Annotated in this window: 20 protein-coding genes; 11 read left to right on the top strand and 9 right to left on the bottom strand. The window is 63.4% G+C overall.

What is annotated here, in order from left to right; genetic code table 11:
* The first annotated feature begins 241 nt into the window (after positions 1-241).
* The gene (gene ompR, locus ACUXVH_RS06260; RefSeq protein WP_011058656.1) at positions 242-982 is read left to right on the top strand and encodes an osmolarity response regulator transcription factor OmpR; all 741 of its coding nucleotides are present in this window, start codon (positions 242-244) and stop codon (positions 980-982) included.
* 105 nt (positions 983-1,087) lie between these two features.
* Entirely contained in the window at positions 1,088-2,401 is a 1,314-nt protein-coding gene (locus tag ACUXVH_RS06255) for an ATP-binding protein (RefSeq protein WP_011058657.1), read from the top strand.
* Positions 2,402-2,476: 75 nt separating this feature from the next.
* On the opposite strand, the gene rimK is transcribed toward ACUXVH_RS06255, so the two are convergent.
* Genes rimK through rimA form a run of 3 tightly spaced genes read right to left on the bottom strand, consistent with a single transcriptional unit; the run spans position 2,477 to position 4,657 of the window.
* A complete protein-coding gene (rimK, locus tag ACUXVH_RS06250) occupies positions 2,477-3,382 on the bottom strand; it encodes a 30S ribosomal protein S6--L-glutamate ligase (RefSeq protein WP_007931744.1) in 906 nt (301 codons plus the stop codon).
* Positions 3,379-3,861 carry a retropepsin-like aspartic endopeptidase RimB gene (rimB, locus tag ACUXVH_RS06245; protein WP_007931742.1) on the bottom strand — a complete coding sequence of 161 codons (483 nt, stop codon included), beginning with the start codon at positions 3,859-3,861 and terminating at the stop codon, positions 3,379-3,381. The genes rimK and rimB overlap by 4 nt, the downstream gene beginning before the upstream one ends.
* A gap of 16 nt (positions 3,862-3,877) precedes the next feature.
* Positions 3,878-4,657: a S6 modification regulatory phosphodiesterase RimA gene (rimA, locus tag ACUXVH_RS06240; protein ID WP_065364786.1), complete on the bottom strand. Its 780-nt coding sequence runs from the start codon at positions 4,655-4,657 to the stop codon at positions 3,878-3,880.
* Between the two features lie 115 nt (positions 4,658-4,772).
* Between rimA and ACUXVH_RS06235 the strand changes: the two genes are divergently transcribed.
* Positions 4,773-5,177: an RNA-binding S4 domain-containing protein gene (locus ACUXVH_RS06235; RefSeq protein ID WP_011058659.1), complete on the top strand. Its 405-nt coding sequence runs from the start codon at positions 4,773-4,775 to the stop codon at positions 5,175-5,177.
* Between the two features lie 38 nt (positions 5,178-5,215).
* Here ACUXVH_RS06235 and ACUXVH_RS06230 read toward each other — a convergent pair whose 3' ends face one another.
* Positions 5,216-6,028 carry a phosphatase PAP2 family protein gene (locus ACUXVH_RS06230; RefSeq protein WP_011058660.1) on the bottom strand — a complete coding sequence of 271 codons (813 nt, stop codon included), beginning with the start codon at positions 6,026-6,028 and terminating at the stop codon, positions 5,216-5,218.
* Positions 6,029-6,126: 98 nt separating this feature from the next.
* Between ACUXVH_RS06230 and hslO the strand changes: the two genes are divergently transcribed.
* Together hslO and ACUXVH_RS06220 are read left to right on the top strand one after the other, a co-directional pair.
* Positions 6,127-7,029, top strand: coding sequence for an Hsp33 family molecular chaperone HslO (gene hslO / locus ACUXVH_RS06225; RefSeq protein ID WP_011058661.1), 903 nt, complete (start codon positions 6,127-6,129; stop codon positions 7,027-7,029).
* Positions 7,030-7,208: 179 nt separating this feature from the next.
* Positions 7,209-8,753, top strand: a complete 1,545-nt coding sequence (locus tag ACUXVH_RS06220; RefSeq protein WP_011058662.1) for a phosphoenolpyruvate carboxykinase — start codon at positions 7,209-7,211, stop codon at positions 8,751-8,753.
* Between the two features lie 115 nt (positions 8,754-8,868).
* Here ACUXVH_RS06220 and ACUXVH_RS06215 read toward each other — a convergent pair whose 3' ends face one another.
* Together ACUXVH_RS06215 and ACUXVH_RS06210 are read right to left on the bottom strand one after the other, a co-directional pair.
* Positions 8,869-9,723, bottom strand: coding sequence for a DMT family transporter (locus ACUXVH_RS06215; protein WP_176707110.1), 855 nt, complete (start codon positions 9,721-9,723; stop codon positions 8,869-8,871).
* A 40-nt stretch (positions 9,724-9,763) separates the two neighbouring features.
* Positions 9,764-10,117 carry a DUF1493 family protein gene (locus ACUXVH_RS06210; RefSeq protein WP_065364788.1) on the bottom strand — a complete coding sequence of 118 codons (354 nt, stop codon included), beginning with the start codon at positions 10,115-10,117 and terminating at the stop codon, positions 9,764-9,766.
* A 233-nt stretch (positions 10,118-10,350) separates the two neighbouring features.
* Here ACUXVH_RS06210 and ACUXVH_RS06205 point away from each other — a divergent pair, with 233 nt between their 5' ends.
* From ACUXVH_RS06205 to ACUXVH_RS06185, 5 genes are all read left to right on the top strand, one after another.
* Positions 10,351-11,508 carry a YfaP family protein gene (locus ACUXVH_RS06205; protein WP_053148509.1) on the top strand — a complete coding sequence of 386 codons (1,158 nt, stop codon included), beginning with the start codon at positions 10,351-10,353 and terminating at the stop codon, positions 11,506-11,508.
* Positions 11,509-11,575: 67 nt separating this feature from the next.
* Positions 11,576-12,706 carry a polysaccharide deacetylase family protein gene (locus ACUXVH_RS06200; RefSeq protein WP_065364789.1) on the top strand — a complete coding sequence of 377 codons (1,131 nt, stop codon included), beginning with the start codon at positions 11,576-11,578 and terminating at the stop codon, positions 12,704-12,706.
* Between the two features lie 168 nt (positions 12,707-12,874).
* Complete coding sequence (locus ACUXVH_RS06195) at positions 12,875-14,809, top strand: RecQ family ATP-dependent DNA helicase (protein WP_065364790.1); 1,935 nt, start codon at positions 12,875-12,877, stop codon at positions 14,807-14,809.
* Positions 14,810-14,913: 104 nt separating this feature from the next.
* A complete protein-coding gene (locus tag ACUXVH_RS06190; protein WP_065364791.1) occupies positions 14,914-16,140 on the top strand; it encodes a 3-hydroxyacyl-CoA dehydrogenase in 1,227 nt (408 codons plus the stop codon).
* Between the two features lie 67 nt (positions 16,141-16,207).
* Complete coding sequence (locus ACUXVH_RS06185; RefSeq protein WP_011058669.1) at positions 16,208-16,642, top strand: acyl-CoA thioesterase; 435 nt, start codon at positions 16,208-16,210, stop codon at positions 16,640-16,642.
* 223 nt (positions 16,643-16,865) lie between these two features.
* On the opposite strand, the gene ACUXVH_RS06180 is transcribed toward ACUXVH_RS06185, so the two are convergent.
* The 3 genes from ACUXVH_RS06180 to ACUXVH_RS06170 form a co-directional block, all read right to left on the bottom strand.
* Positions 16,866-17,339: a YMGG-like glycine zipper-containing protein gene (locus ACUXVH_RS06180; RefSeq protein WP_011058670.1), complete on the bottom strand. Its 474-nt coding sequence runs from the start codon at positions 17,337-17,339 to the stop codon at positions 16,866-16,868.
* 291 nt (positions 17,340-17,630) lie between these two features.
* Positions 17,631-19,979, bottom strand: coding sequence for an FdhF/YdeP family oxidoreductase (locus tag ACUXVH_RS06175; RefSeq protein WP_065364792.1), 2,349 nt, complete (start codon positions 19,977-19,979; stop codon positions 17,631-17,633).
* A gap of 281 nt (positions 19,980-20,260) precedes the next feature.
* Positions 20,261-21,148 carry a LysR family transcriptional regulator gene (locus ACUXVH_RS06170; protein ID WP_065364793.1) on the bottom strand — a complete coding sequence of 296 codons (888 nt, stop codon included), beginning with the start codon at positions 21,146-21,148 and terminating at the stop codon, positions 20,261-20,263.
* A gap of 136 nt (positions 21,149-21,284) precedes the next feature.
* Here ACUXVH_RS06170 and lysM point away from each other — a divergent pair, with 136 nt between their 5' ends.
* Positions 21,285-21,725, top strand: a complete 441-nt coding sequence (gene lysM / locus ACUXVH_RS06165; protein ID WP_011058673.1) for a peptidoglycan-binding protein LysM — start codon at positions 21,285-21,287, stop codon at positions 21,723-21,725.
* The last annotated feature ends 59 nt before the right edge of the window (positions 21,726-21,784 follow it).

Below are 21,784 nucleotides of genomic sequence, written 5' to 3'. Positions count from 1 at the left end.
TGAAATCGAAAAAATACTGCCGGCCCGGGTAAAAAAATAAACCGGCCGCAGGCGTACTGATCAGATATTGCCCAACACAAAAGGCGGCGCATTATACCCAGCGTTAGCCGTTGCGGGGTGATCGCCAGCCTCAGGCCGACAGCGGGTTTGCTGGCGATAGAGGAAAAATCTGCTAACAATGCACTCGGTGCGTATAACGGCAGCTACGCCATAATGCGCACCGAGATTAGAGGAGCATCCAATGAGCAGCACTGTACAAACTGCTGAAGGCGAAAAAATTCTTATTGTTGACGACGACCCGGGGCTGAGCAGCCTGCTGGAGCGTTTCTTCGTCAGCAAGGGCTACCGTGCCCGCGCAGTACCGAACACCGAGCAAATGGACCGCCTGCTGGGTCGCGAAGTGTTCAACCTGGTGGTACTCGACCTGATGCTGCCCGGCGAAGACGGCTTGACCGCATGCCGCCGCCTGCGCAGCGCGAACAACCAGATTCCGATCATCATGCTCACCGCCAAGGGCGACGAGCTGAGCCGCATCAAGGGCCTGGAACTGGGCGCCGACGATTACCTGGCCAAGCCGTTCAACCCCGACGAGTTGATGGCGCGGGTCAAGGCCGTATTGCGTCGCCAGTCTGCCCCGGTGCCGGGTGCGCCGGGCAGCGAAGACGAAAGCGTGACCTTCGGCGACTACGAGTTGTCCCTGGCCACCCGCGAGCTCAAGCGCGGCAATGAAGTGCACATGCTCACCACCGGTGAATTCGCGGTGCTCAAGGCGCTGGTGATGAACGCCCGCCAGCCGCTGACCCGGGACAAGTTGATGAACCTGGCCCGTGGTCGCGAATGGGACGCCCTGGAGCGCTCCATTGACGTGCAGATCTCCCGCCTGCGTCGGATGATCGAGCCCGATCCTTCTAAGCCGCGCTACATCCAGACCGTCTGGGGCGTGGGTTATGTCTTTGTGCCGGATGGCACCGCGACCAAGTGATCATTGATTTGTAGGAGCCAACGCCCGGGCCGGTAACGACCCGGGCGTTCGCATTCCGCAACGGTGCGAGCGCGAGTCGCTCCTGCAAAGTGTGTAGTGGCTGTTATGAAAACCCCGCTGTGGTTCCCCCAGAGTTTCTTCTCCCGCACCCTGTGGCTGGTGCTGATCGTGGTGCTGTTTTCCAAGGCATTGACCCTGGTTTATCTGTTGATGAACGAGGACGTGCTGGTGGACCGGCAGTACAGCCACGGCGTGGCCCTGACCCTGCGCGCCTACTGGGCCGCCGATGAATCCAACCGTGACCAGATCGCCGAGGCTGCCGGCCTGATCAAGGTGGTGGGCAGCGGCGTACCGGCCGGCGAGCAGCATTGGCCCTACAGCGAGATCTACCAGCGGCAGATGCAGGCCGAACTGGGCGCCGACACCGAAGTGCGCCTGCGCATGCATGCGCCGCCGGCGCTCTGGGTGCGGGCGCCGAGCCTGGGGGACGGCTGGCTCAAGGTGCCGCTGTACCCCCATCCGCTGCGGGGGCAGAAGATCTGGAGCGTGCTGGGCTGGTTCCTGGCCATTGGCCTCTTGTCCACCGCCTCGGCCTGGATTTTCGTCAGCCAGCTCAACCAGCCCCTCAAGCGCCTGGTGTATGCCGCCCGGCAACTGGGCCAGGGACGCAGCGTGCGCCTGCCCATCAGCGATACGCCCAGCGAAATGACCGAGGTCTACCGTGCGTTCAACCAGATGGCCGAGGACGTGGAACAGGCAGGGCGAGAACGGGAGTTGATGCTGGCCGGGGTGTCCCACGACCTGCGCACGCCGCTGACCCGGCTGCGCCTGTCCCTGGAATTGATGGGCGATCACACTGACCTGACCGACGACATGGTGCGGGATATCGAGGACATGGACGCCATTCTCGACCAGTTCCTGGCCTTCATTCGCGATGGGCGCGACGAATCGGTGGAAGAGGTGGACCTGGGCGATCTGGTGCAGGAAGTGGCGGCGCCCTACAACCAGAACGAAGAGCGGGTGCACCTGCGCCTGGAGCCGATCCAGCCGTTCCCGCTGCGCCGGGTGTCGATGAAGCGCCTGCTCAACAACCTGATCGGTAACGCCCTGAATCATGCGGGTACGGAAGTGGAAGTGGCGGCCTATGTGTCCGGTGACACCAATGCGCCCTATGTGGTGCTCAGCGTGATGGACCGTGGCGCGGGGATCGATCCTTCGGAACTGGAAGCGATCTTCAACCCCTTCACCCGTGGCGACCGTGCCCGCGGCGGCAAGGGCACCGGGCTGGGGCTGGCCATCGTCAAGCGGATTGCCGCCATGCACGGTGGCAATGTCGAACTGCGCAACCGCCCCGATGGTGGCCTGGAAGCGCGAGTACGCCTGCCGCTGGGCTTGCTGCTGCCCCGTGATGCGGATTGATCGGGGCTTCGCTCCTGCAGGCAGCACATAGCCCGTAGGAGCTGGCTTGCCAGCGCAAGGCCGGCAACGCGATCCCTAGCCCTTGCCCTTGGTCCGGGTCATGTTCGGCCCGCCGTTCTTCTCGATGTGCTCGATGATGATTCCCGCCACGTTCTTGCCGGTGGTGGTCTCGATGCCTTCCAGGCCCGGCGAGGAATTGACTTCCATCACCAGCGGCCCGTGATTGGAACGCAGGATATCCACTCCTGCCACGCTCAGGCCCATGACCTTGGCCGCCCGCAGCGCAGTCATGCGTTCTTCCGGGGTGATCTTGATCAGGCTGGCGCTGCCGCCGCGATGCAGGTTGGAGCGAAACTCCCCCGGCTTGGCCTGGCGTTTCATCGCCGCGATCACCTTGTCCCCCACCACGAAGCAGCGGATGTCGGCGCCGCCGGCCTCCTTGATGTACTCCTGGACCATGATGTTCTGCTTCAGGCCCATGAAGGCCTCGATCACCGATTCCGCCGCCGTGGCGGTTTCACACAGCACCACGCCGATGCCCTGGGTGCCTTCCAGCACCTTGATCACCAATGGCGCGCCATTGACCATCTCGATCAGGTCGGGAATGTCGTCCGGGGAATGGGCGAAGCCGGTCACCGGCAGGCCGATGCCACGCCGCGACAGCAACTGCAGCGAGCGCAGCTTGTCCCGGGAGCGGGCGATGGCCACCGATTCGTTGAGGGGGAACACCCCCATCATTTCGAACTGGCGCAGCACCGCGCAGCCATAGAAGGTCACCGAGGCACCGATCCGCGGGATCACCGCATCGAAGCCTTCCAGGGGCTTGCCGCGGTAGTGGATCTGCGGCTTGTGACTGGCGATGTTCATGTAGGCGCGCAGGGTATCGACCACTACCATTTCATGGCCACGCTCGGTGCCGGCCTCGACCAGACGACGAGTGGAATACAGACGCGGGTTACGCGACAGCACAGCGATCTTCATGCAACACCTGTGGCAGAGGTAGTGGATACCGGGAACACCGGTTTGTCTTGTACGTACTTGATGCCCGGATTGACCACCAGTTGGCCGTCGATCAGAGCCTTGGAACCCAGCAGCAGGCGATAGCGCATGGCCTTGCGGCAGGCGAGGGTGAACTCCACCCGCCACACCCGATCGCCCAGGGCCAGGGTGGTGCTGATCACGTAGCGCACCTGGGCCTGGCCGTTGGAGCTTTTAATGGTTTTCATCGCCACCAGCGGTGCTTCGCAGCGCCGGTGACGCAACTGCACCACACTGCCCAGGTGGGCATTGAAGCGCACCCACTGCTCACCGTCGCGCTCGAAGGGCTCGATCTCGGTGGCATGCAGGCTGGAGGTGCTGGCCCCGGTGTCGATCTTGGCGCGCAGGCCGGCCACGCCCAGATCCGGGAGCGCCACCCACTCGCGCAGACCGACAACGGTCAAATGGTCAAAAGTCTTCAATAAGGAAAATCCGCAATTAGCTGTTCCAGGCCGCGGCCGGAACCTCGGCCAGGGCTTTGAATGCAGGCTTGGCGAACCAGTAGCCCTGCATCAGATAAATTCCACAGTCGCTGAGAAAGTCCCGTTCACCGGCGCTTTCAATACCTTCGGCGATGACTGTAACCCCCAACTCCGCACACATTGTGACAATCGCGCGGATGATCGCCTGGCGTACGCGATCCTGGTCCACATCGCGCACCAGCGCCATGTCGAGCTTGATCAGGTCGGGTTGGAAATCCGCCAGCAGGTTCAGCCCCGAGTACCCCGAGCCGAAGTCGTCGATGGCGGTCTTGAAGCCGAATTCGCGGTATTCACGCAGAATATTGGTCAAATGGCGATAGTTATCTACGTGCTGGCTTTCCAGGGTTTCGAAAATCAGCCGGTCCAGGGGAAAACGCTGGGCTCGGGCCGCCTCCAGGGTGCTGCGGATGCACAGTTCCGGCCGGTACACGGCGTTGGGCATGAAGTTGATCGACAGGTGGCTTTGCATCCCCAACTGGGCGGCGAGGGTGATTGCCTGGGTCCGGCAGCGCTGGTCGAAACGGTAGCGATTGCTGTCATTGACCTGGCCCAGCACCGTTCTCGCCCCTTCGCCATTGACCCCGCGCACCAGGGCTTCATGGGCGAAGACCGAGTGGTCCCGCAGATCGACTATGGGCTGGTAGGCGAAGGAAAAATCGAAGCCCAGTGGCTGGCTTTGCTGGCAACCTTCGCAACGGTTGCCGGGCGAGGTCAGGGAAGTGGGGAAGTCAGTCACGGGGACTCCTCGCGTATCAGGGCGCAACCTGGGTTATTTTAGGTGAGCGGCAGGGTTTATGAGAGCCCGCTTGCAGGCGGTAAAGTTGCGACATTTTTCAGCGAGGGGAATTCCAGTGGCGCACAAGCAGGAAGAAGAGGACAAGGTTCGTCTGGATAAATGGCTGTGGGCAGCGCGCTTCTACAAGACTCGTGCCCTGGCCAAGACAGCGATTGAAAGCGGCAAGGTGCATCACCGGGGCGAGCGCTGCAAACCGGGCAAGGAGCCGCGGGTAGGCGATGAATACCAGATTCGCGCTGGCTTCGACGAACGCACCGTGGTGGTCCAGGCCCTGTCCATCGTCCGCCGTGGCGCTCCTGAAGCGCAGGCTCTGTACGCGGAAACCGAGGCCAGCATCGCCAAGCGCGAAGCCGCTGCGGCCCAGCGCAAGGCTGGTGCCCTAGGAGTGAGCACCGACGGTAAACCGAGCAAGAAACAGCGCCGGGACCTGTTCAAGTTCCACGGCAGCAACCACGAATGAAACCGTAGGAGCCGGTAAGCCGGCTCCTACGGGGCTGCTTAGCGCAGCAGGCTGCTGGCGCGCACCACGCTCATGCGCGAGAGCACGGGCATCCGGCTCAACAGGTTGAACAGCGGGTGGGTCAGGCGCAGCAGGAAGTTCGACATCCGCGCCGCGTACGGGGTGTAGTAGCCCCAGCCCAGGGCCAGCACCGCCAGCAGCACACCGCCGATGTAGTCGTCCTGGCCCCAGTGGGCGCCTGCCACCAGGCGCGGCATCATGAACAGCAGGGTCAGGCCCCAGACGATCAGGAACTGGCCGATGCTGCGGCTGAAGATCCCCATGAACAGGCCCCAGATCAGCAGCACCGAAGCGTGGTCGCCCGGGAAGCTCTGGCTGGAGCGGTCCTTGAGTTCCCAGGTCTTTTCCCAGCCCGGGAAGTAGTCGCTCATGTGCACGGCGCCTTCCAGCACCATGGACGGGCTGTTGTGCTGCCAGTTCATGACGGCCACCAGCTTGGAAAACAGCGCGCGAATCACCACCATCAGAATCAGGATCGATAGAAAGCCGAAGAAGGCACGGCGCACGTCCACCGCCTTGAACACCCAGTCACCGCGAATCAGCAGGCCGAGCATGATCAGCCCCACCACGATATCGAACGGCCGCAGGCTGGCCACGGCCCAGATATGCAGCCAGGTCGAGTTGCTTGCCAGAGGGGCGTTGAGGTGGTGGAACAGCCATTCGTCGAAGACCGTGCAGAGCGCCTGCCCGGTGGGCCACAACCAGAAACCCAGCAGGGCCAAAGGGAGTAAATTGCACAGAACCAGCTTGCCGAGGTTCCACCTTGCTTGGAACAAACCCGGATTGTTCATAAAATATCTCCAATCACCGCAAAACTGCACCCTCATGGTGCAAAGCCGCAATTTTCGGTGCTTGTCACCTTTTTGTCATCATTCAGATACCCAGACCTATGACTGATTTGCCGGATACCGACTTCACTCAACGCTTCATCTTCGATGAGAGCGACACCCGCGGCGAGCTGGTGGCGCTGGAGCGCAGTTACGCGGAAGTCCTCGCCAAACACCCCTATCCCGAGCCAGTTGCACAGCTGCTTGGCGAACTGATGGCGGCGGCATCGTTGCTGGTCGGCACCCTGAAATTCGATGGCTTGCTGATTCTCCAGGCCCGTTCCGAAGGCCCGGTGCCGCTGCTGATGATCGAGTGCTCCAGCGAGCGCGAGATCCGTGGCCTGGCCCGTTACGACGCGGAGCAGATCGCCCCTGATGCCACCCTCGCCGACCTGATGCCCAACGGCGTCCTGGCCCTGACCGTGGACCCGACCAATGGCCAGCGCTACCAGGGCATCGTCGACCTGGACGGCACCAACCTGGCGGAATGCTTCACCAACTACTTCGTCATGTCGCAACAGACCGGCACCCGTTTCTGGCTCTATGCCGACGGCCGCAGCGCCCGTGGCCTGCTCCTGCAACAACTGCCCGCCGACCGCCTGCGTGATCAGGAAGAGCGTGACGCCAGCTGGCAGCACCTCACTGCCCTGGCCAGCACCCTGACCGCCGATGAGCTGCTGAGCCTGGACAACGAAACCGTGCTCCACCGCCTGTACCACGAAGAAGCCGTGCGCCTGTTCGACGTGCAGCCGCTGCGTTTTCGCTGCAGTTGCTCGCGGGAACGCTCGGGCAATGCGCTGGTCAGCCTGGGTCTGGAAGATGCCCAGCAACTGGTGGTCGAACATGGCGGCAGCATCGAGATCGATTGCCAGTTCTGCAACGAACGCTACCTGTTCGATGCCGCTGATATCGCGCAATTGTTCGCGGGGGCGGGCGTGGACACGCCGTCAGATACTCGTCACTAAAACGATTCAGCGCAGGTAAATCACCTGGCAAACGCCGGAATTACGCCGTGCTGACGGGAGGGCCCTACTATTTTGGGGCTTTTCTGGCATAATCCGGCGCACTTTTTTCGCGGTAGTAGTGCGCGAGTTTCTACTACAAAACGTTTGGAGCACTCGGCCAATGGCCGACGGGGAACCTCATGACGCAAGCCAATAACGCCGTGTACACCGATCTGAGTGTGGATGATCTGGTCAAAGAAGCCCTGAACCGCGGTGAGGGCGAGCTTGCCGATACCGGCGCTCTGGTGGTTCGCACCGGTCATCGTACCGGCCGTTCGCCAGTGGATCGTTTCATCGTAGAAGAGCCCAGCACCCAGGACGCTATCGCCTGGGGCCCGATCAACCGCAAGTTCCCGGCGGCCAAGTTCGACGCCCTGTGGGACCGCGTTGAAGCCTACCTGGGCGAGCGCGAGCGTTTTGTTTCCCATGTGCATGTAGGTTCCGATCCGGCGCACTACCTGCCGGTGAAAATGACCACCGAGACCGCCTGGCACAACCTGTTCGGCCGCTGCCTGTTCATCAACCCCGAGCAGTACAACGCCGGTGGCAAGGATGAGTGGCAGATCCTCAACGCGCCGAACTTCGTCTGCGAGCCAGAGCGCGACGGCACCAACTCCGATGGCACCGTGATCCTCAACTTCGCGGCCAAGAAAGTGCTGATCGCCGGCATGCGCTACGCCGGTGAAATGAAGAAAGCCCTGTTCTCCGTGCAGAACTTCCTGCTGCCGGCTGCCGACGTACTGCCGATGCACTGCGCTGCAAACATGGGCGAAGAAGGCGACGTGACCCTGTTCTTCGGTCTGTCGGGCACCGGCAAGACCACCCTGTCCGCTGACGAAAGCCGTTACCTGATCGGTGACGACGAACACGGTTGGGGCGTGGGCGTGGTGTTCAACATCGAAGGCGGTTGCTATGCCAAGTGCATCGACCTGTCGGAAAAGAACGAGCCGGTGATCTGGAAAGCCATCCAGCACGGTGCCGTTCTGGAAAACGTGGTGATCGACCCGGTCACCAAGAAAGCCGACTACGCCGACGACAGCCTGACCCAGAACAGCCGCGCCGCCTACCCGCGCGAGCTGATCGAAAAACGCGCACCGAAGAACCTCGGTGGCGAGCCTAACGCCGTGATCTTCCTGACCTGCGACCTGACCGGCGTACTGCCGCCGGTGTCGATCCTCAGCGAAGAACAAGCCGCCTACCACTTCCTGTCCGGCTACACCGCTCTGGTGGGCTCGACTGAAATGGGTTCGGGCTCGGGCATCAAGTCGACCTTCTCCACCTGCTTCGGCGCACCGTTCTTCCCGCGTCCGGCGGGCGAATACGCCGAGCTGCTGATCAAGCGCATCCGCGGCTTCGGCTCCAAGGTCTACCTGGTCAACACCGGCTGGACCGGCGGTGGCTACGGCGTGGGCAAACGCTTCAACATCCCCACCACCCGTGGCGTGATTGCAGCGATCCAGAGCGGCGCGCTGATCGGTGCCGAGACCGAGCACCTGGACATCGTCAACCTGGACGTGCCAAAAGCCGTACCGGGCGTTGAAACCGGCCTGCTCAACCCACGCAACACCTGGGCTGACAAAGCCGCCTACGACGAAGCCGCCAAGGCCCTGGCCGGCCTGTTCATCGAGAACTTCAAGAAGTTCGACGTGAGCGACGCGATCAAGGCTGCTGGTCCGAAGCTGTAAGCTTCGACCTGCCATTAAAAAGCCGCCCTTCGGGGCGGCTTTTTTGTGCGCCGCTGTAGCCGCAGGCGCAGGCTGCGATGGGATGCGCGGCATCCCCTGGGCCAGCCAGACACCCTCACGTCTTCAAGTGCAACACCAACGCCCCCAGCAACACCAGCACCACCCCCGTCACCTGCACCGCCGTCAGCCGCTCCTTGAAGAACACATAGCCCAGCACCGCAGCGATGCCGCCGGACAGGGTGCTGATTACCGTCACCACCGACACCGAGCCGCTCATGGCACCCCAGGAAAAGGCGAAGAAGGCGCCCAGGTTCATCAGGCTGGTGGAGGCCAGCAGGCCGCAGTTCTTCAGCGGCGGGATCTTCAGCCCGTCCACGACTTTGAGCACCATCAGTAGCATCACGCCGCTGCCCACCGCGTAACCCAGCCAGAGCATGCTGATCGGCCCCAGTTGCGGCAGGGTGTAGCGGCCCTGCAGCCAGAAGCTGGTGCCATAGAGGAAGGCCGAGAGCAGGGCGAAGAAGATCGAGCGGCCGGCGGCGGTGCTGTGGGGCAGCTTGGAGTCCGAGTGCAGGCTGGAGAGGATCACGCCGATCACGCACAACAGGATGCACATGAGCTGCAGCAGGCTGATCTGCTCGCCACTGGCCCAGGACAGCAAGGTGGTGACCACACCGTAGGAGGTCACCAACGGGGCGACGATGGAGGCTTTGCCCAGGGCGAAGGCCTTGCCCAGGGCCAGGGCGCCGGAGACGGTGAAGGCCGCGGCGACCAGGCCCATCAGCCAGACCTCCAGGGGCGCGGCCATGGCCTTGAGCAGGAAGGCGGGAAAGATCACCAGCAGCAGGCTCATCAGGGTGAACCCCAGGCTCTGGCTGAAGAACACCGCACGTTTCACGCCCACGGCGCGCACGTTGAGCCCCACGAGAAAATCGGTGCCGCCCCAGAGCAGGGCGGCGAGCAAGCCCATCAGTACGTCCACGACATTTCCTTATGTACTGCCGTGGACCTTAGAGGCCTTCCAGCTCCTGAGTGTCCCAGCGTTGCTCCTTGAGCGCCCGGTACAGCATGCCGATGGTCAGCGGGAGCTTGTCTCCCCGACCCTTGGCGCGACGCTTGAGGGACACATCGTAGCCTTCGGGCTGGAAGTAGCGATAGCTGTCGAAATCGACAAAATCGATATCGAACTGTTCTTCCAGAGTGTTGAGTAAATGCCGGGCGTCGGCGCCGTCGCAACCCAGGTCGAGATTGATCGCGGTGTTCAGGCGAAGAGTCTTGCGCTCGGGCAGGCCTATTTCCTCATGCAGCAGTTGCATGAGCTGGCGCATGATGACGTCGTCGGGAAAGCCGGGGGCCAGTTGCATGGTCGGGGTTCACTTGCGGTTTCCAGGAGCTGCAGTGTAAGGCGAGTAGGGGTTTGGCTTGCAAGTGCTCGGAGGTCGGGACGGGGGGCGTTGCTCCGGGTAGGCAAGACTGTCGTTTTGCGCTGTATTTACGGCGCCAGGCCGAGCATTGGCGGGCAAAACTGTGTATGGTTCGCCGCTGATGGGTGGGGCGGGACAGAGGTCCGGCCATCGTTATCTACAGGGATTTTGTTATGGCTTTTTTCCGCCTGGCGGCGTTGTTGTGGCTAGGGATGCTGATGAGTCCGGTGCAGGCTCAGTCGTTGTCGCTCCAGGTGCTGGATGCGGTGGTCAAGGACGCGGTACTGGCCGATGCCGAAGTGCAGTTGGGGCAGGCTTCCGGGCGGACCGATGCCCAGGGGCGAGTGACGCTGGAGGCCGCCGATTCGCCGGGCAGTGAACTGCTGATCCGCAAGCTCGGTTATGCCGACCTGCGGGCCAAGTGCCCGTGCCAGGGGCTGAGCTACGCCATGAGCCCGGTGCTCAAGGATCCGCAAAGCCTGCGCGTGGTGCTGAGCTGGAGTGCACCGGGGGAAGACCTGGATGCGCATTTGAGCTATCCCCACCGGTTGCTGTATTACGCCACCGGCACCGGGCCGGGGGCGCGGATGAATGTGGATAGCACCGACAGCCGCGGGCCGGAGACCCTCACCATCGAACAGCCTGTGCCGGGCGATGCCTACGTGTATGCGGTGCACGACTTTACCAACGGCAATAATCCCGAATCCTTGCGCCTGGGCCGCAGCCAGGCGCAAGTCTTTGTCTATAAGGGCCCGACGCTGATGCGCAGCTACCGGGTGCCACAGAACCGCCAGGGCAACCTCTGGGTAGTGTTTCGCCTGACGGCCAATGGCCAACTGCAGGACATCGATCGGGTGCTGCAAGGCAACGAGGAAGTGGAGTCGCGGATGAGCAACCTCGATCCGCTGCTACTGGCCAATGGCAAGCCCATCGATGAAGTGCTGGCCAGGGACGAGGGGCCGGTGGATGCCAAGAGCCTCAACCAGAAAGGCGAGGCTTCCTACCGCAAGGGCGACTTCGGCAGTGCGGGTATCTATTATCGCGAAGCCATCGAGCTGGATCCTGGCTTTGCCCAGGCCTACAGCAACCTGGCGCTGTCCAACCGCAAGAACAGCCGCCCCGACGAGGCCGTGGCCGCCGATCGCCAGGCAATCGCCCTGGCCAGTGGCCCATCGGCGCCCACCATACGCGCCAGCGCCTACTACGACATGGGGCGCATCTACGAAGACGCCGGGCAATTGGTCACGGCGCTGGAGCACTACCGCAAGGCCCGAGAGCAGAAGGCCAACCCGGTGTACGACAAGGCGATAGAGCGGTTGCAGAACCGCTGATCACACAGGCAGAAGTTATCTCCACAACGCGCCGGCAGTGGCGCGTTGTGCATTTATGGAGGTTGGTATGCGAATTCGTGTTTTCCCCTGGTTGCTGGCGCTGTGTCTGACCACAGGGGTGGCCCAGGCGGCCGGGCCGCTGGTGTTCGCCACCATCGACCGCAGTGGCTGGCCGAATCCGCTGACCAGCGCCGCAGATTTCGATACCGCCTCCCGTGCCGAGATTCTGATGTTCAGCAAAGCCCTGCTGGCCACCGAGGCCTTGGATGACAAGGCCCTCAAGCAGCGGCTTGGAGTGCGGCAGCTTGACCGCAAGTCGGTGGATCAACTGCGCCAGCGTTTTTGGGAGCAATTGCTGGACAACTACCGGCAGGCCAGCCAGGACTGTGATGGCCAGCCTTTCTGTCTGCAGGTACGCAGCCTTGGGGAGCTGCGGCAACTGGCGGCCAGTTTCACCGGCGCCAGCAAGGCGGCCTACGGCGCCTGGGGTGAGGCCAGTGGGCAGTTTCATCAGCAGTACCTCAATGAACAGCTGCGCCTGGCCGCCTTGTTTCCCGCCGTCAGCAGTGAGATCCAGCGCATGGACCCGGCAGAGCGCCTGGGCGACGAACTGGCAGACCGGCAGTTTCTGCTGACCTTCGACGATGGGCCGAGCCTGAGAGACGGGCCTACGGATCAGTTGATCGAGGTGCTGCGGGCCTACGATCTGCATAGCCTTTTCTTTGTCCTGGGGGACTCGTTTCAGGCGCGCCTGAGCCAGTCTTCGGCAGGGAAAATGCGCGAGTTGTACGACGGTCAGTGTGCGGGCGTACACGGCTGGGAGCACAAGTCCCACTCATCCTGGAACGAATGGCAAAGCTCGGTGATTCGCAGCGCCAACCTGGCCAACCGCACGTTGACCAATGAGTACCTGCCGCTGTTCCGGCCGCCCTACGGGCAGCGTCGCAGTGACAGCGCCGGGTTCTTCAAGGCCCAGGGGGTGCAGGTGATGCTGTGGAACATCGACTCCCAGGACTGGAGCAAGAAGGTCAGCGCCGAGGCGGCCGCGCAGCGGGTGCAGACACTGATGCTGCTCTGGCGCCGGGGCATCATTCTGTTCCATGACACCCATGCCAAGGCCGCCCAGGCGGTGCCGGCCTTGCTCAAGGCCAATCAGCACAACGGCGTGCAGTGGCTGGATTGCCGGACCTTGCGCTAGCGGTGGCCTCCTTTGCCGGCAAGCCGGCTCCTGCGCTGGGGCTGGCTTGCCGATGAAGCTTCTTGCGCCCGGTATCATCCGGTAGCGCTTTTCCTTCGACCTTTTCTGGCCCCGCCGACCTGTCCCGCTAGTCTTCAAGACAGGTCAGTGGTCCAAGGAGTGACCCTTATGCACAGCACCCTGGAACAGGTCTTCGGTTATCCACAGTTTCGTCCGGGCCAGGAGGCCGCAGTCAGCGCGGTGCTCGCCGGGCGCTCGGCGGCAGCGATCTTTCCCACCGGCTCGGGCAAGTCCCTGTGCTACCAGTTGCCGGCCCTGCTGCTGCCGCACCTGACCCTGGTGGTCTCGCCGCTGCTGGCGCTGATGCAGGACCAGTTGGCCTTCCTCCAGCGCCACGGCATTGCCGCTGCCAGCATCGACTCGGCCCAGGGCCGGGATGAAGCCAATGAGGTCATGGCCCGGGCTCGTTCCGGGGAGCTGAAGATCCTGATGATCTCGGTGGAGCGGCTGAAGAACGAACGCTTTCGCAACTTTCTGCAGCAGGTGCCCATCTCCCTGCTGGTGGTGGACGAGGCGCACTGCATCTCCGAATGGGGCCACAATTTCCGCCCCGACTACCTGAAACTTCCGGGCTACCAGCGCCAGTTCAACATCCCCCAGGCCCTGCTACTGACGGCCACGGCGACCCCCAAAGTGATCGTCGACATGCAGGCCAAGTTCGCCATCGCCCAGCAGGACGTAGTAACCACCGGTTTCTACCGGCCCAACCTCAACCTGCTGGTGGAGCCGGTTCGGGGCGCCGACAAGCGTCGGCGGCTGGTGCAGTGGATGAGCGACCGGGCCGGGCAGCCGAGCATTGTCTACGTGACCCTGCAGAAAACCGCCGAGCAGATCGCCGAGCACCTGAGCCAGCAAGGCATCGCCGCCGAGGCCTACCACGCCGGCCTGCCCCACGAGCAGCGCGAGTCGATCCAGCGTCGCTTCATGGAGGGCCGCAGCCACTGCATCGTCGCCACCATCGCCTTCGGCATGGGCATCGACAAGAGCGACATCCGCAACGTGGTGCACTTCGATCTGCCCAAGTCCATCGAGAACTACAGCCAGGAAATCGGTCGTGCCGGGCGCGACGGCCAGCCTTCGGATTGCCTGGTGCTGGCCAACCGCGACAGCCTCAACGTGCTGGAAAACTTCGTCTACGGCGACACCCCGGAATTGAGTGGCATCCGTTGTGTGCTGGAGGAGTTGCAGGCATCGGCGGCGGACGGGCAATGGGAGTTCCTGCTCGGCCCCCTGGCGGACCAGAGCAACATTCGCCAACTGCCACTCAAGACCTTGCTGGTGCAGTTGGAACTGCGGGGCCTGATCGCGCCGCGCTATGCCTATTTCGCGGAATACCGCTTCAAACTGCTGCTGGAAACCGAGGCCCTGCTGGCGCGTTTCGAAGGCGAGCGGAGGGACTTCGTCGAGGCCGTGATCAACACGTCAAGCCGCGCCAGGACCTGGGCCACGGTGAATTTCGACGCGCTCTACGAGCAGTACCAGGCGCCGCGCAGCCGGGTGGTCAAGGCCCTGGACTACTTCCAGGAAAAAGGCTGGGTAGAGCTGGAAAGCAAGCAGATGACCGAGGTCTACAGCCTGTTGCAGACGGACTTTGACCTGGCGGCACTGAGTGCCGATCTGCACGGTTATTTCACCCGCCACGAGGGCAGTGAAATTGCGCGGATCCATGCCATGCTCGACCTGTTCGCCACCGAGCAGTGCCTGGGTTACCGCCTGGCGGAGTATTTCGGCGACCGGCAGGCACCTCAGCGTTGCGGGCATTGTTCGGTGTGCCATGGCCAGGTGGCGCGGCTGCCGGAGCCGCCGGTTTTGCCCGCGCTTGTGGATAAGAGTTTCGACGGGCTGTGTGGCCAGTTTATCCACAGGCACCAGCAGCACACCGGCGATGTACCCGGGGCGGAACGCCTGACCCGTTTTCTCTGTGGTATCAGCGTGCCGTTGTTCACCCGGCTCAAGGCTCGTAGCATCCCCGGTTTCGCGGCATTGGAAGATTACCCTTATGCCGCGGTGCGGGTGTGGTGCGAGGCCCATTTGCCAGGCTGAAAATCCATCTGCTGAATGCTGCTCATCACAGGAATAAATTTCAAAAATGATGAGGGCCTGACTATGGTGGGGGCTGTCTTTGGATCGCCCACAAGAGAGCCAACATGAGCCAGACAGCTTTCGATATTCAGCGCGCCGCCGTGATCGGTGCCGGCACCATGGGCCGTGGCATTGTCATGTGCCTGGCCAATGCCGGCCTGCCGGTACTGTGGCTGGACAACAACCCGCAGATGCTCCAGCAGGCCCTGGCGGCGGTGGCGGACACCTATGCCCACAACGTGCGCCAGGGGCGCATCGATCAGGCCGAGGCCGATGCGCGGGTGGCGCGGATCAAGCCGGCGGCGGATTATCCACAGCTCGCCGACGTGGACCTAGTGATCGAGGCAGTCTACGAAAACCTCGAGCTCAAGCAGCAGATCTTTCGCCAGCTGGACGCGACTCTCAAGCCCGAGGCGATCCTTGCCAGCAACACCTCGGCCCTGGATATCGACGCGATTGCCGCAGTCACCCAGCGGGCGCCACAGGTACTGGGCCTGCACTTCTTCAGCCCGGCCCACATCATGAAACTGCTGGAGGTGGTGCGCGCGGCCAAGACCGCGCCTGCGGTGCTCGACGCTGCCCTGGCCCTGGGGCAGCGCATGGGCAAGGTCAGTGTCGTGGCGGGCAACTGCTTCGGCTTCATCGGCAATCGCATGCTCAACACCTACGTGCTCGAGGCGCGCAAGATGCTGCTGGAAGGGGCGTTTCCCTATCAGGTGGATGGCGCCTTGCAGGGGTTCGGTTTCGCCATGGGCCCGTTCCGCATGTATGACGTGGTGGGCGTCGACCTGGGCTGGCGCGCCCGGCAACTGGACGGTGTGGGCCAGGATGCGCCCGAGGTGCAGATCGACAACCGGTTGTGCGAGTCGGGTCGTTTCGGCCAGAAGAGTGGCGACGGCTACTACCACTACGAACCCGGCAGCCGCCAGGCCGAGCATGACCTGCAGGTGGATGCGCTGGTGCTGCAGGTCAGCGAGGAGCTGGGTTACCGGCGCCGGGACATCGGCCCCGAGGAGATCCTCGAGCGCTGCCTGCTGGCGCTGGTCAACGAAGGTGCGAAGATTCTCCAGGAGGGCATCGCCCAGTCGGCCGCCGACATCGACCGGGTCTATCTCAATGGCTACGGTTTTCCCAAGGAGCAGGGTGGGCCGATGAGCTGGGCGGATGCCCAGGGGCTGGAGCAGGTCCGCCAGCGTTTGCAGCACCTGCAAGCCGAACACGGGGCGCATTGGCGCCCGGCGCAGTTGATCGAGGAACTGGCCGCGGCCGGAAAAGGGTTTGCCCAGGCTTAGCTGCCTGGGGTGAAATGCCGGGCGATCAACCGATCGCCCGGCCTTCAATCGATGGGAGAGAGCCCTGATGTCCGAGCCTATGCCGCAACGCGGCGACTATCGCCATTTCCAGCCGATCATCACCCGCTGGCATGACAACGATGTCTACGGCCACGTGAACAATGTCACCTACTACAGCTTCTTCGACACGGCGGTGAACACCTACCTGATCGAACGGGGCGGGCTGGATATCCATGACGGCGAGGTGGTGGGATTCGTGGTCAGCTCGGCTTGCGATTACTTTGCGTCCATCGCCTTTCCCGAACGCATCGAGATCGGTTTGCGGGTCGGCAAGCTGGGCAACAGTTCAGTGCAGTACGAACTGGCGGTGTTCAAGGCGGGAGAGGCGGATGCCTGTGCAGCGGGGCGTTTTGTCCATGTGTTCGTGGACCGGGCATCGAACCAGCCGGTGCCGATTCCGCCCGCATTGCGGGCGGCGCTGGAACAGCTGCTGGTGGCGTGAACGTCGATAATCGATCTGGAATCTGGAATCTGGAATCTGGAATCTGGAATCTGGAATCTGGAATCTGGAATCTGGAATCTGGAATCTGTAGCCGCTGCTGTAGGCTGCGATCGGCTCCGCAGGAGACGCTAACCTGTCTCCACGAGCCGCCTGACACACCGCAGCGCCTGCTCTGGCGAGTCCTGCGGCCTCGTTCGCAGCCTGCGGCAGCGGCTACAGGGGATCAGTCGCGGTAGTGGCGGTGCTTGCGATGCCCGTAGGCATGGCCACGGCCACGGTGGCCGTCGCGGTAGTAGCGGCGGTCGTCGCGGCCGCGGTAGTCGCGATCTTCCCGGGCACTTTCATTGCCCATGTAGTTGCCCAGCGCGCCGCCGGCGCCACCGCCTGCCGCTGCGCCGATCAGGCTGCCGGTGTTACCGCCCATGCTGCGGCCCACCACGTTGCCACCGGCTGCGCCCAGGGCGCCGCCAATGGCTGCCTGGCCACGGCTGCGTTTGTCCGCGCCCACTGCGCTACCGCCGGCGCCGCCCAGGGCCGCACCGATGGCGGAACCGGTATTGCCGCCGATCTGCTGACCGACCACCGAGCCTAGAACCCCGCCCAATGCGCCGCCCACACCTGCTTCAGTGGTGCCTCCGGCAGAGGCGACGCCGCTGACCAGGCCAAGGGACAACAAGAGAATCGAGGAGAACTTCATAGAGGAGCCTCAAAGGGATGACGGCGCGATCCTGAGGCTGTATCGAGGGGCTTACAAACGAAATCCGACGAATAGCACGAATTGTACACAATCTCGTAACTTATTGTTTTTAATGCGGAACTTAAGTGATTTTTGCGGGTCTTTAGCTACTTCGGAACGGCCGCTTTGATACAAAAGCGGCCTTTTTTGTGCCTGCGGTTCAAGGCTGCGCAGCGGCTGTCGCCGGCTCCTACGGTTCACGCGCTAACCGTAGGAGCTGGCTTGCCAGCGAAGAGGCCCTCAAGCCAGGAATCAGGCCGAGCGAGCCATGATCAGGCCGCTGTCGCTGGCCGCTTCCAGGCGAATGGCGATGAACTTGGAAGTCGGGGTGTGGCTGCCGTCGCCGGTGCTTTCCAGCGGTACCAGGGGGTTCACTTCCGGGTAGTAGGCCGCGGCCTGGCCGGCCGGAATGTCGAAGGCCAGCAGGGTGAAGCCCTTGACCCGGCGCTCGCGGCCGTCGTCCCAGAGCGAGACGATATCGGCCTTTTGCCCCGGCTTGAAGCCCAGGCGGATGATGTCCGCCTCGTTGGCGAACAACACGTCGCGCTGGCCCTTGACCCCGCGGTAGCGGTCGTCCAGCCCATAGATGGTGGTGTTGTACTGGTCGTGGGAGCGCATCGATTGCAGGATCAGGTCCGGCAGTTGGCCGGTGGCCCGGGTGCGCTCGTGGATCAGGTCCTTGGGCAACGAGTTGGCGCGGAAGTTGGCGCGCCCCGACGGGGTGTTCCACTGGCGGGCGCCGGCACTGTTGCCCAGGTAGAAACCGCCAGGATGCTTGAGCCGTTCGTTGAAGTCCTTGAAGCCGGGAATGGTGTCGGCGATCAGGTCGCGGATGCGTCCGTAGTCGGCCGCCAGCCAGTTCCAGTCCACCGGCCGGCTGCCCAGGGTTGCAGCGGCGATACCGGCGAGGATCCAGGGCTCGGAGCGCATCTGCGTCGACAGCGGCTGCAACTGGCCGTTGGAGGCGTGGACCATGCTGAAGGAGTCTTCCACGGTCACCGCTTGCGGGCCGCCCGCCTGCTGGTCGATATCGGTACGTCCCAGGCACGGCAGGATCAGTGCGTCCTTGCCGTGGGCCAGGTGGCTGCGGTTGAGCTTGGTGCTGATCTGCACGGTGAGGTCGCAGTTGCTCAGGGCCTGGAAGGTGCGCGGGCTGTCCGGGGTAGCCTGGGCGAAGTTGCCCCCCAGGCCGATGAATACCTTGGAGCGGCCTTCGAGCATGGCGTGGATCGCCTCGACCACGTTGTGGCCGTTGTCCCGGGGGACCTTGAACTGGAAGCGCCGCTCCAGGGAGTCGAGGAAGGCCACTGGCGGGCGTTCGTTGATGCCCATGGTGCGGTCGCCCTGCACGTTGCTGTGGCCGCGCACCGGGCACAGCCCGGCGCCGGGCTTGCCGATGTTGCCGCGTAGCAGCATCAGGTTGGCGATTTCCTGGATGGTCGGCACCGAGTGGCGGTGCTGGGTGATGCCCATGGCCCAGCACATGATGACGTTCTTGCCCTTGGCATACATGCGCGCCGCTTGCTCGATCTCCACCAGGGCCAGGCCGGACTGCTCGACGATCTGCTCCCACGGGGTGTCGTCGATGGTGCCCAGGTAGTCGAGCACGTTGGCGGTGTGGGCATTGAGGAAGTCGTGGTCGAACACCGACGCCGCGCCGGCTTTCTGCGCATCGCGCTCCCACTGCAGGAGGAACTTGGCCATGCCCCGCAGCAGCGCCATGTCGCCGCCCAGGGCCGGGCGGAAGTAGGCGGTATTGGTCGGGCGGTTGCCGTTGGTGAGCATCTCGATCGGGCTTTGCGGGTGCTGGAAACGTTCCAGGCCGCGCTCCTTGAGCGGGTTGATGCACACCACCTGGGCGCCACGCTTCACTGCTTCACGCAGCGGTTCGAGCATGCGTGGGTGGTTGGTGCCGGGGTTCTGGCCCCAGACGAAGATGGCGTCCGCGTGTTCGAAGTCGTCGAAGGTCACCGTGCCTTTGCCGACCCCGACGCTCTGCGCCAGAGCCACGCCGCTGGCCTCGTGGCACATGTTCGAGCAGTCGGGGAAGTTGTTGGTGCCATAGGCGCGCACGAACAGCTGGTACAGGTATGCCGCTTCGTTGCTGGCCCGGCCCGAGGTGTAGAACTCGGCCATGTCCGGGCTGGGCAGGTTGTGCAGGTGCCTGGCGATCAGGCTGAAGGCATTTTCCCAACTGATGGGCTGGTAGCGGTCGGTCTCGGCGTTGTAGCTCATCGGCTCGGTCAGCCGGCCCTGGTACTCCAGCCAGTAGTCGCTCTGCTCCAGCAGCGAAGTGACGCTGTGCTTGGCGAAGAACGCTGCGTCCACCCGGCGCTTGGTGGCTTCCCAGTTGACCGCCTTGGCGCCGTTCTCGCAGAACTTGACCATGCCGCTTTCCGGCGAGTCGCCCCAGGCGCAGCCCGGGCAGTCGAAGCCGCCGTTCTGGTTGGTCTTGAGCATCATGCGGATGTTCTTCAGCGCGTTGTCGCTGGTCAGCCACGCCTGGGCCACGCTGATCAGGGCGCCCCAGCCACCGGCGGGTCCCTTGTAGGGCTTGTAGCGGGCTACGGGTTTCTGATCGGCTTGGTTATGTGTACTCACGGGCGACTCTCCATCGCAGGCTGCTGACCCGCAGCGCACGCTCGGCGGCAGGTGGACAAGGTTGAGACGCTGCTCGCGCGGCCGGCGTCTGGCCGGGCAAATGCCTTCGCGTACTAGCGTTCGAGGGATGCTGTGGGGCTGGCTGGCAGCGAGTGCGGGTGCCCGTTTCGCCGGGGCTGGCGCCGCGCCGGGGTGACCAGCGGCGTAACGGCTCCCAAGACTAAGCGCGGCAATCTGTCGCGTCTAATTGCTAGTACTGATCTATTGATAGATGGCGTCGATCAAGAATCGCCGAAGGCTCGCTGGTAGAGGGCGAAGCAGGCTTGCGCCAGGGCCGAGCGCGGCGCGCTGCGGCGCATGATCAGGCCCAGGCGGGCCAGGGTCTGGGCATCGGCGATGGGTTGCAGGCGCAGGTGCTCGGTGAGGGTTTCCAGGCCGCTGTCCAGAGGCATTACGGCGCAGCACAGGCCGCCATGGACCATCTGCACCAGCTGATGGACGGCGTCGGTCTGCAGCACCGGCTGCGGTTGCAGGCCGCGGATGTGGAAGTTGTGGTCGATGGACTGGCGAAAGTGCATGCCGCTGGTGAGCAGGCCCAGGGGCAGTTCGATCAGCGCCTCCCAGCTCAGGGGCTGCTCGCCGAAGCTGAAGTGCCGGTGGTCGTAGAGCAGGCCCATGTGGGTCGGCTCCAGGGGCAGGGAGTCGAAGTTCTCGCTGTCCAGGCGCTCCAGGTAGGAAACCCCGAGGTCCAGGCGATTGCTGGCCAACTGTTCGAGGATCTGTTCCGAGCTCAGGGACGAGAGTTCGAAGCGCAGGTTCGGGTGCTCGGCATGCAGGCGCTGCAGCAGTGGCTGGGGATTGAAACTCGACAGCGGCACCACCCCTACGCGCAGGGTGCCCACCAGGTTGCCGCGGCAGGCGGCGGCCTCGGCCAATAGCCCGTCATGGGCGGTGAGCACGGTGCGGGCCCACGCCAGCACCCGCTCGCCGGGTGCGGTGAAGCCTTCGAAACGCTGGCCGCGCTTGACCAGCGGCAAGTCGAGCTCTTCTTCCAGGCTGCGCAGGCGCATGGAGAGGGTCGGCTGGGTGATGTGGCAGCGCGCGGCGGCTTGGCCGAAATGCCGGGTTTCGTCGAGGGCGATGAGGAATTTCAGCTGCTTGAGGTCCATCTTCGCTCCGGAGCGGCAAAAGGCCGGGATTCTACCGCGGGCCTGTGACCTTGGGTCACTGGTCGCCCGGGAACCTCATCCGGCCAGGCTGGTCTAGTCTTTCGCGTCTGGATCTATCAACCAAGGAGTGTGCGACATGAGCATTTTCAGCTTTGTGAAGGAAGCCGGTGAGAAACTGATCGACCTGTTGACCCCGGGTAACGCCAATGCCAGTGAGCAACTCAAGGAGCACATCGAAAAGGTTGGCCTGGGCAATCCCAATGTTCATGCCACGGTGGAAGGTGACAAGGTGATTGTCAGCGGTGAAGTGGCGAGCCAGGAAGAGAAGGAGAAGATCCTGCTGGCCCTGGGCAACATTTCCGGCGTCGGCAGTGTCGAGGACCAGATCACCGTGACCGGTCCGGCGGTGGTTTCTGCGGTATTCGTCACCGTGAAGAAAGGCGACACCCTGAGCGCCATCGCCAAGGTGCAGTACGGCGATGCCAACAAGTACAACAAGATCTTCGAGGCCAACAAGCCGCTGCTGTCCCACCCGGACAAGATCTACCCGGGCCAGGTGCTGCGTATTCCCGAATGATCGGTTCTCTTCGCCGGCAAGTCCGCTCCCACGGGGTTCTGTAGGAGCGAGCTTGCCCG

Source organism: Pseudomonas sp. 8(2025), from assembly GCF_052665325.1.
Note: the sequence above shows the minus strand (reverse complement) of the source record. Positions and strands in the feature narration are given on the sequence as shown.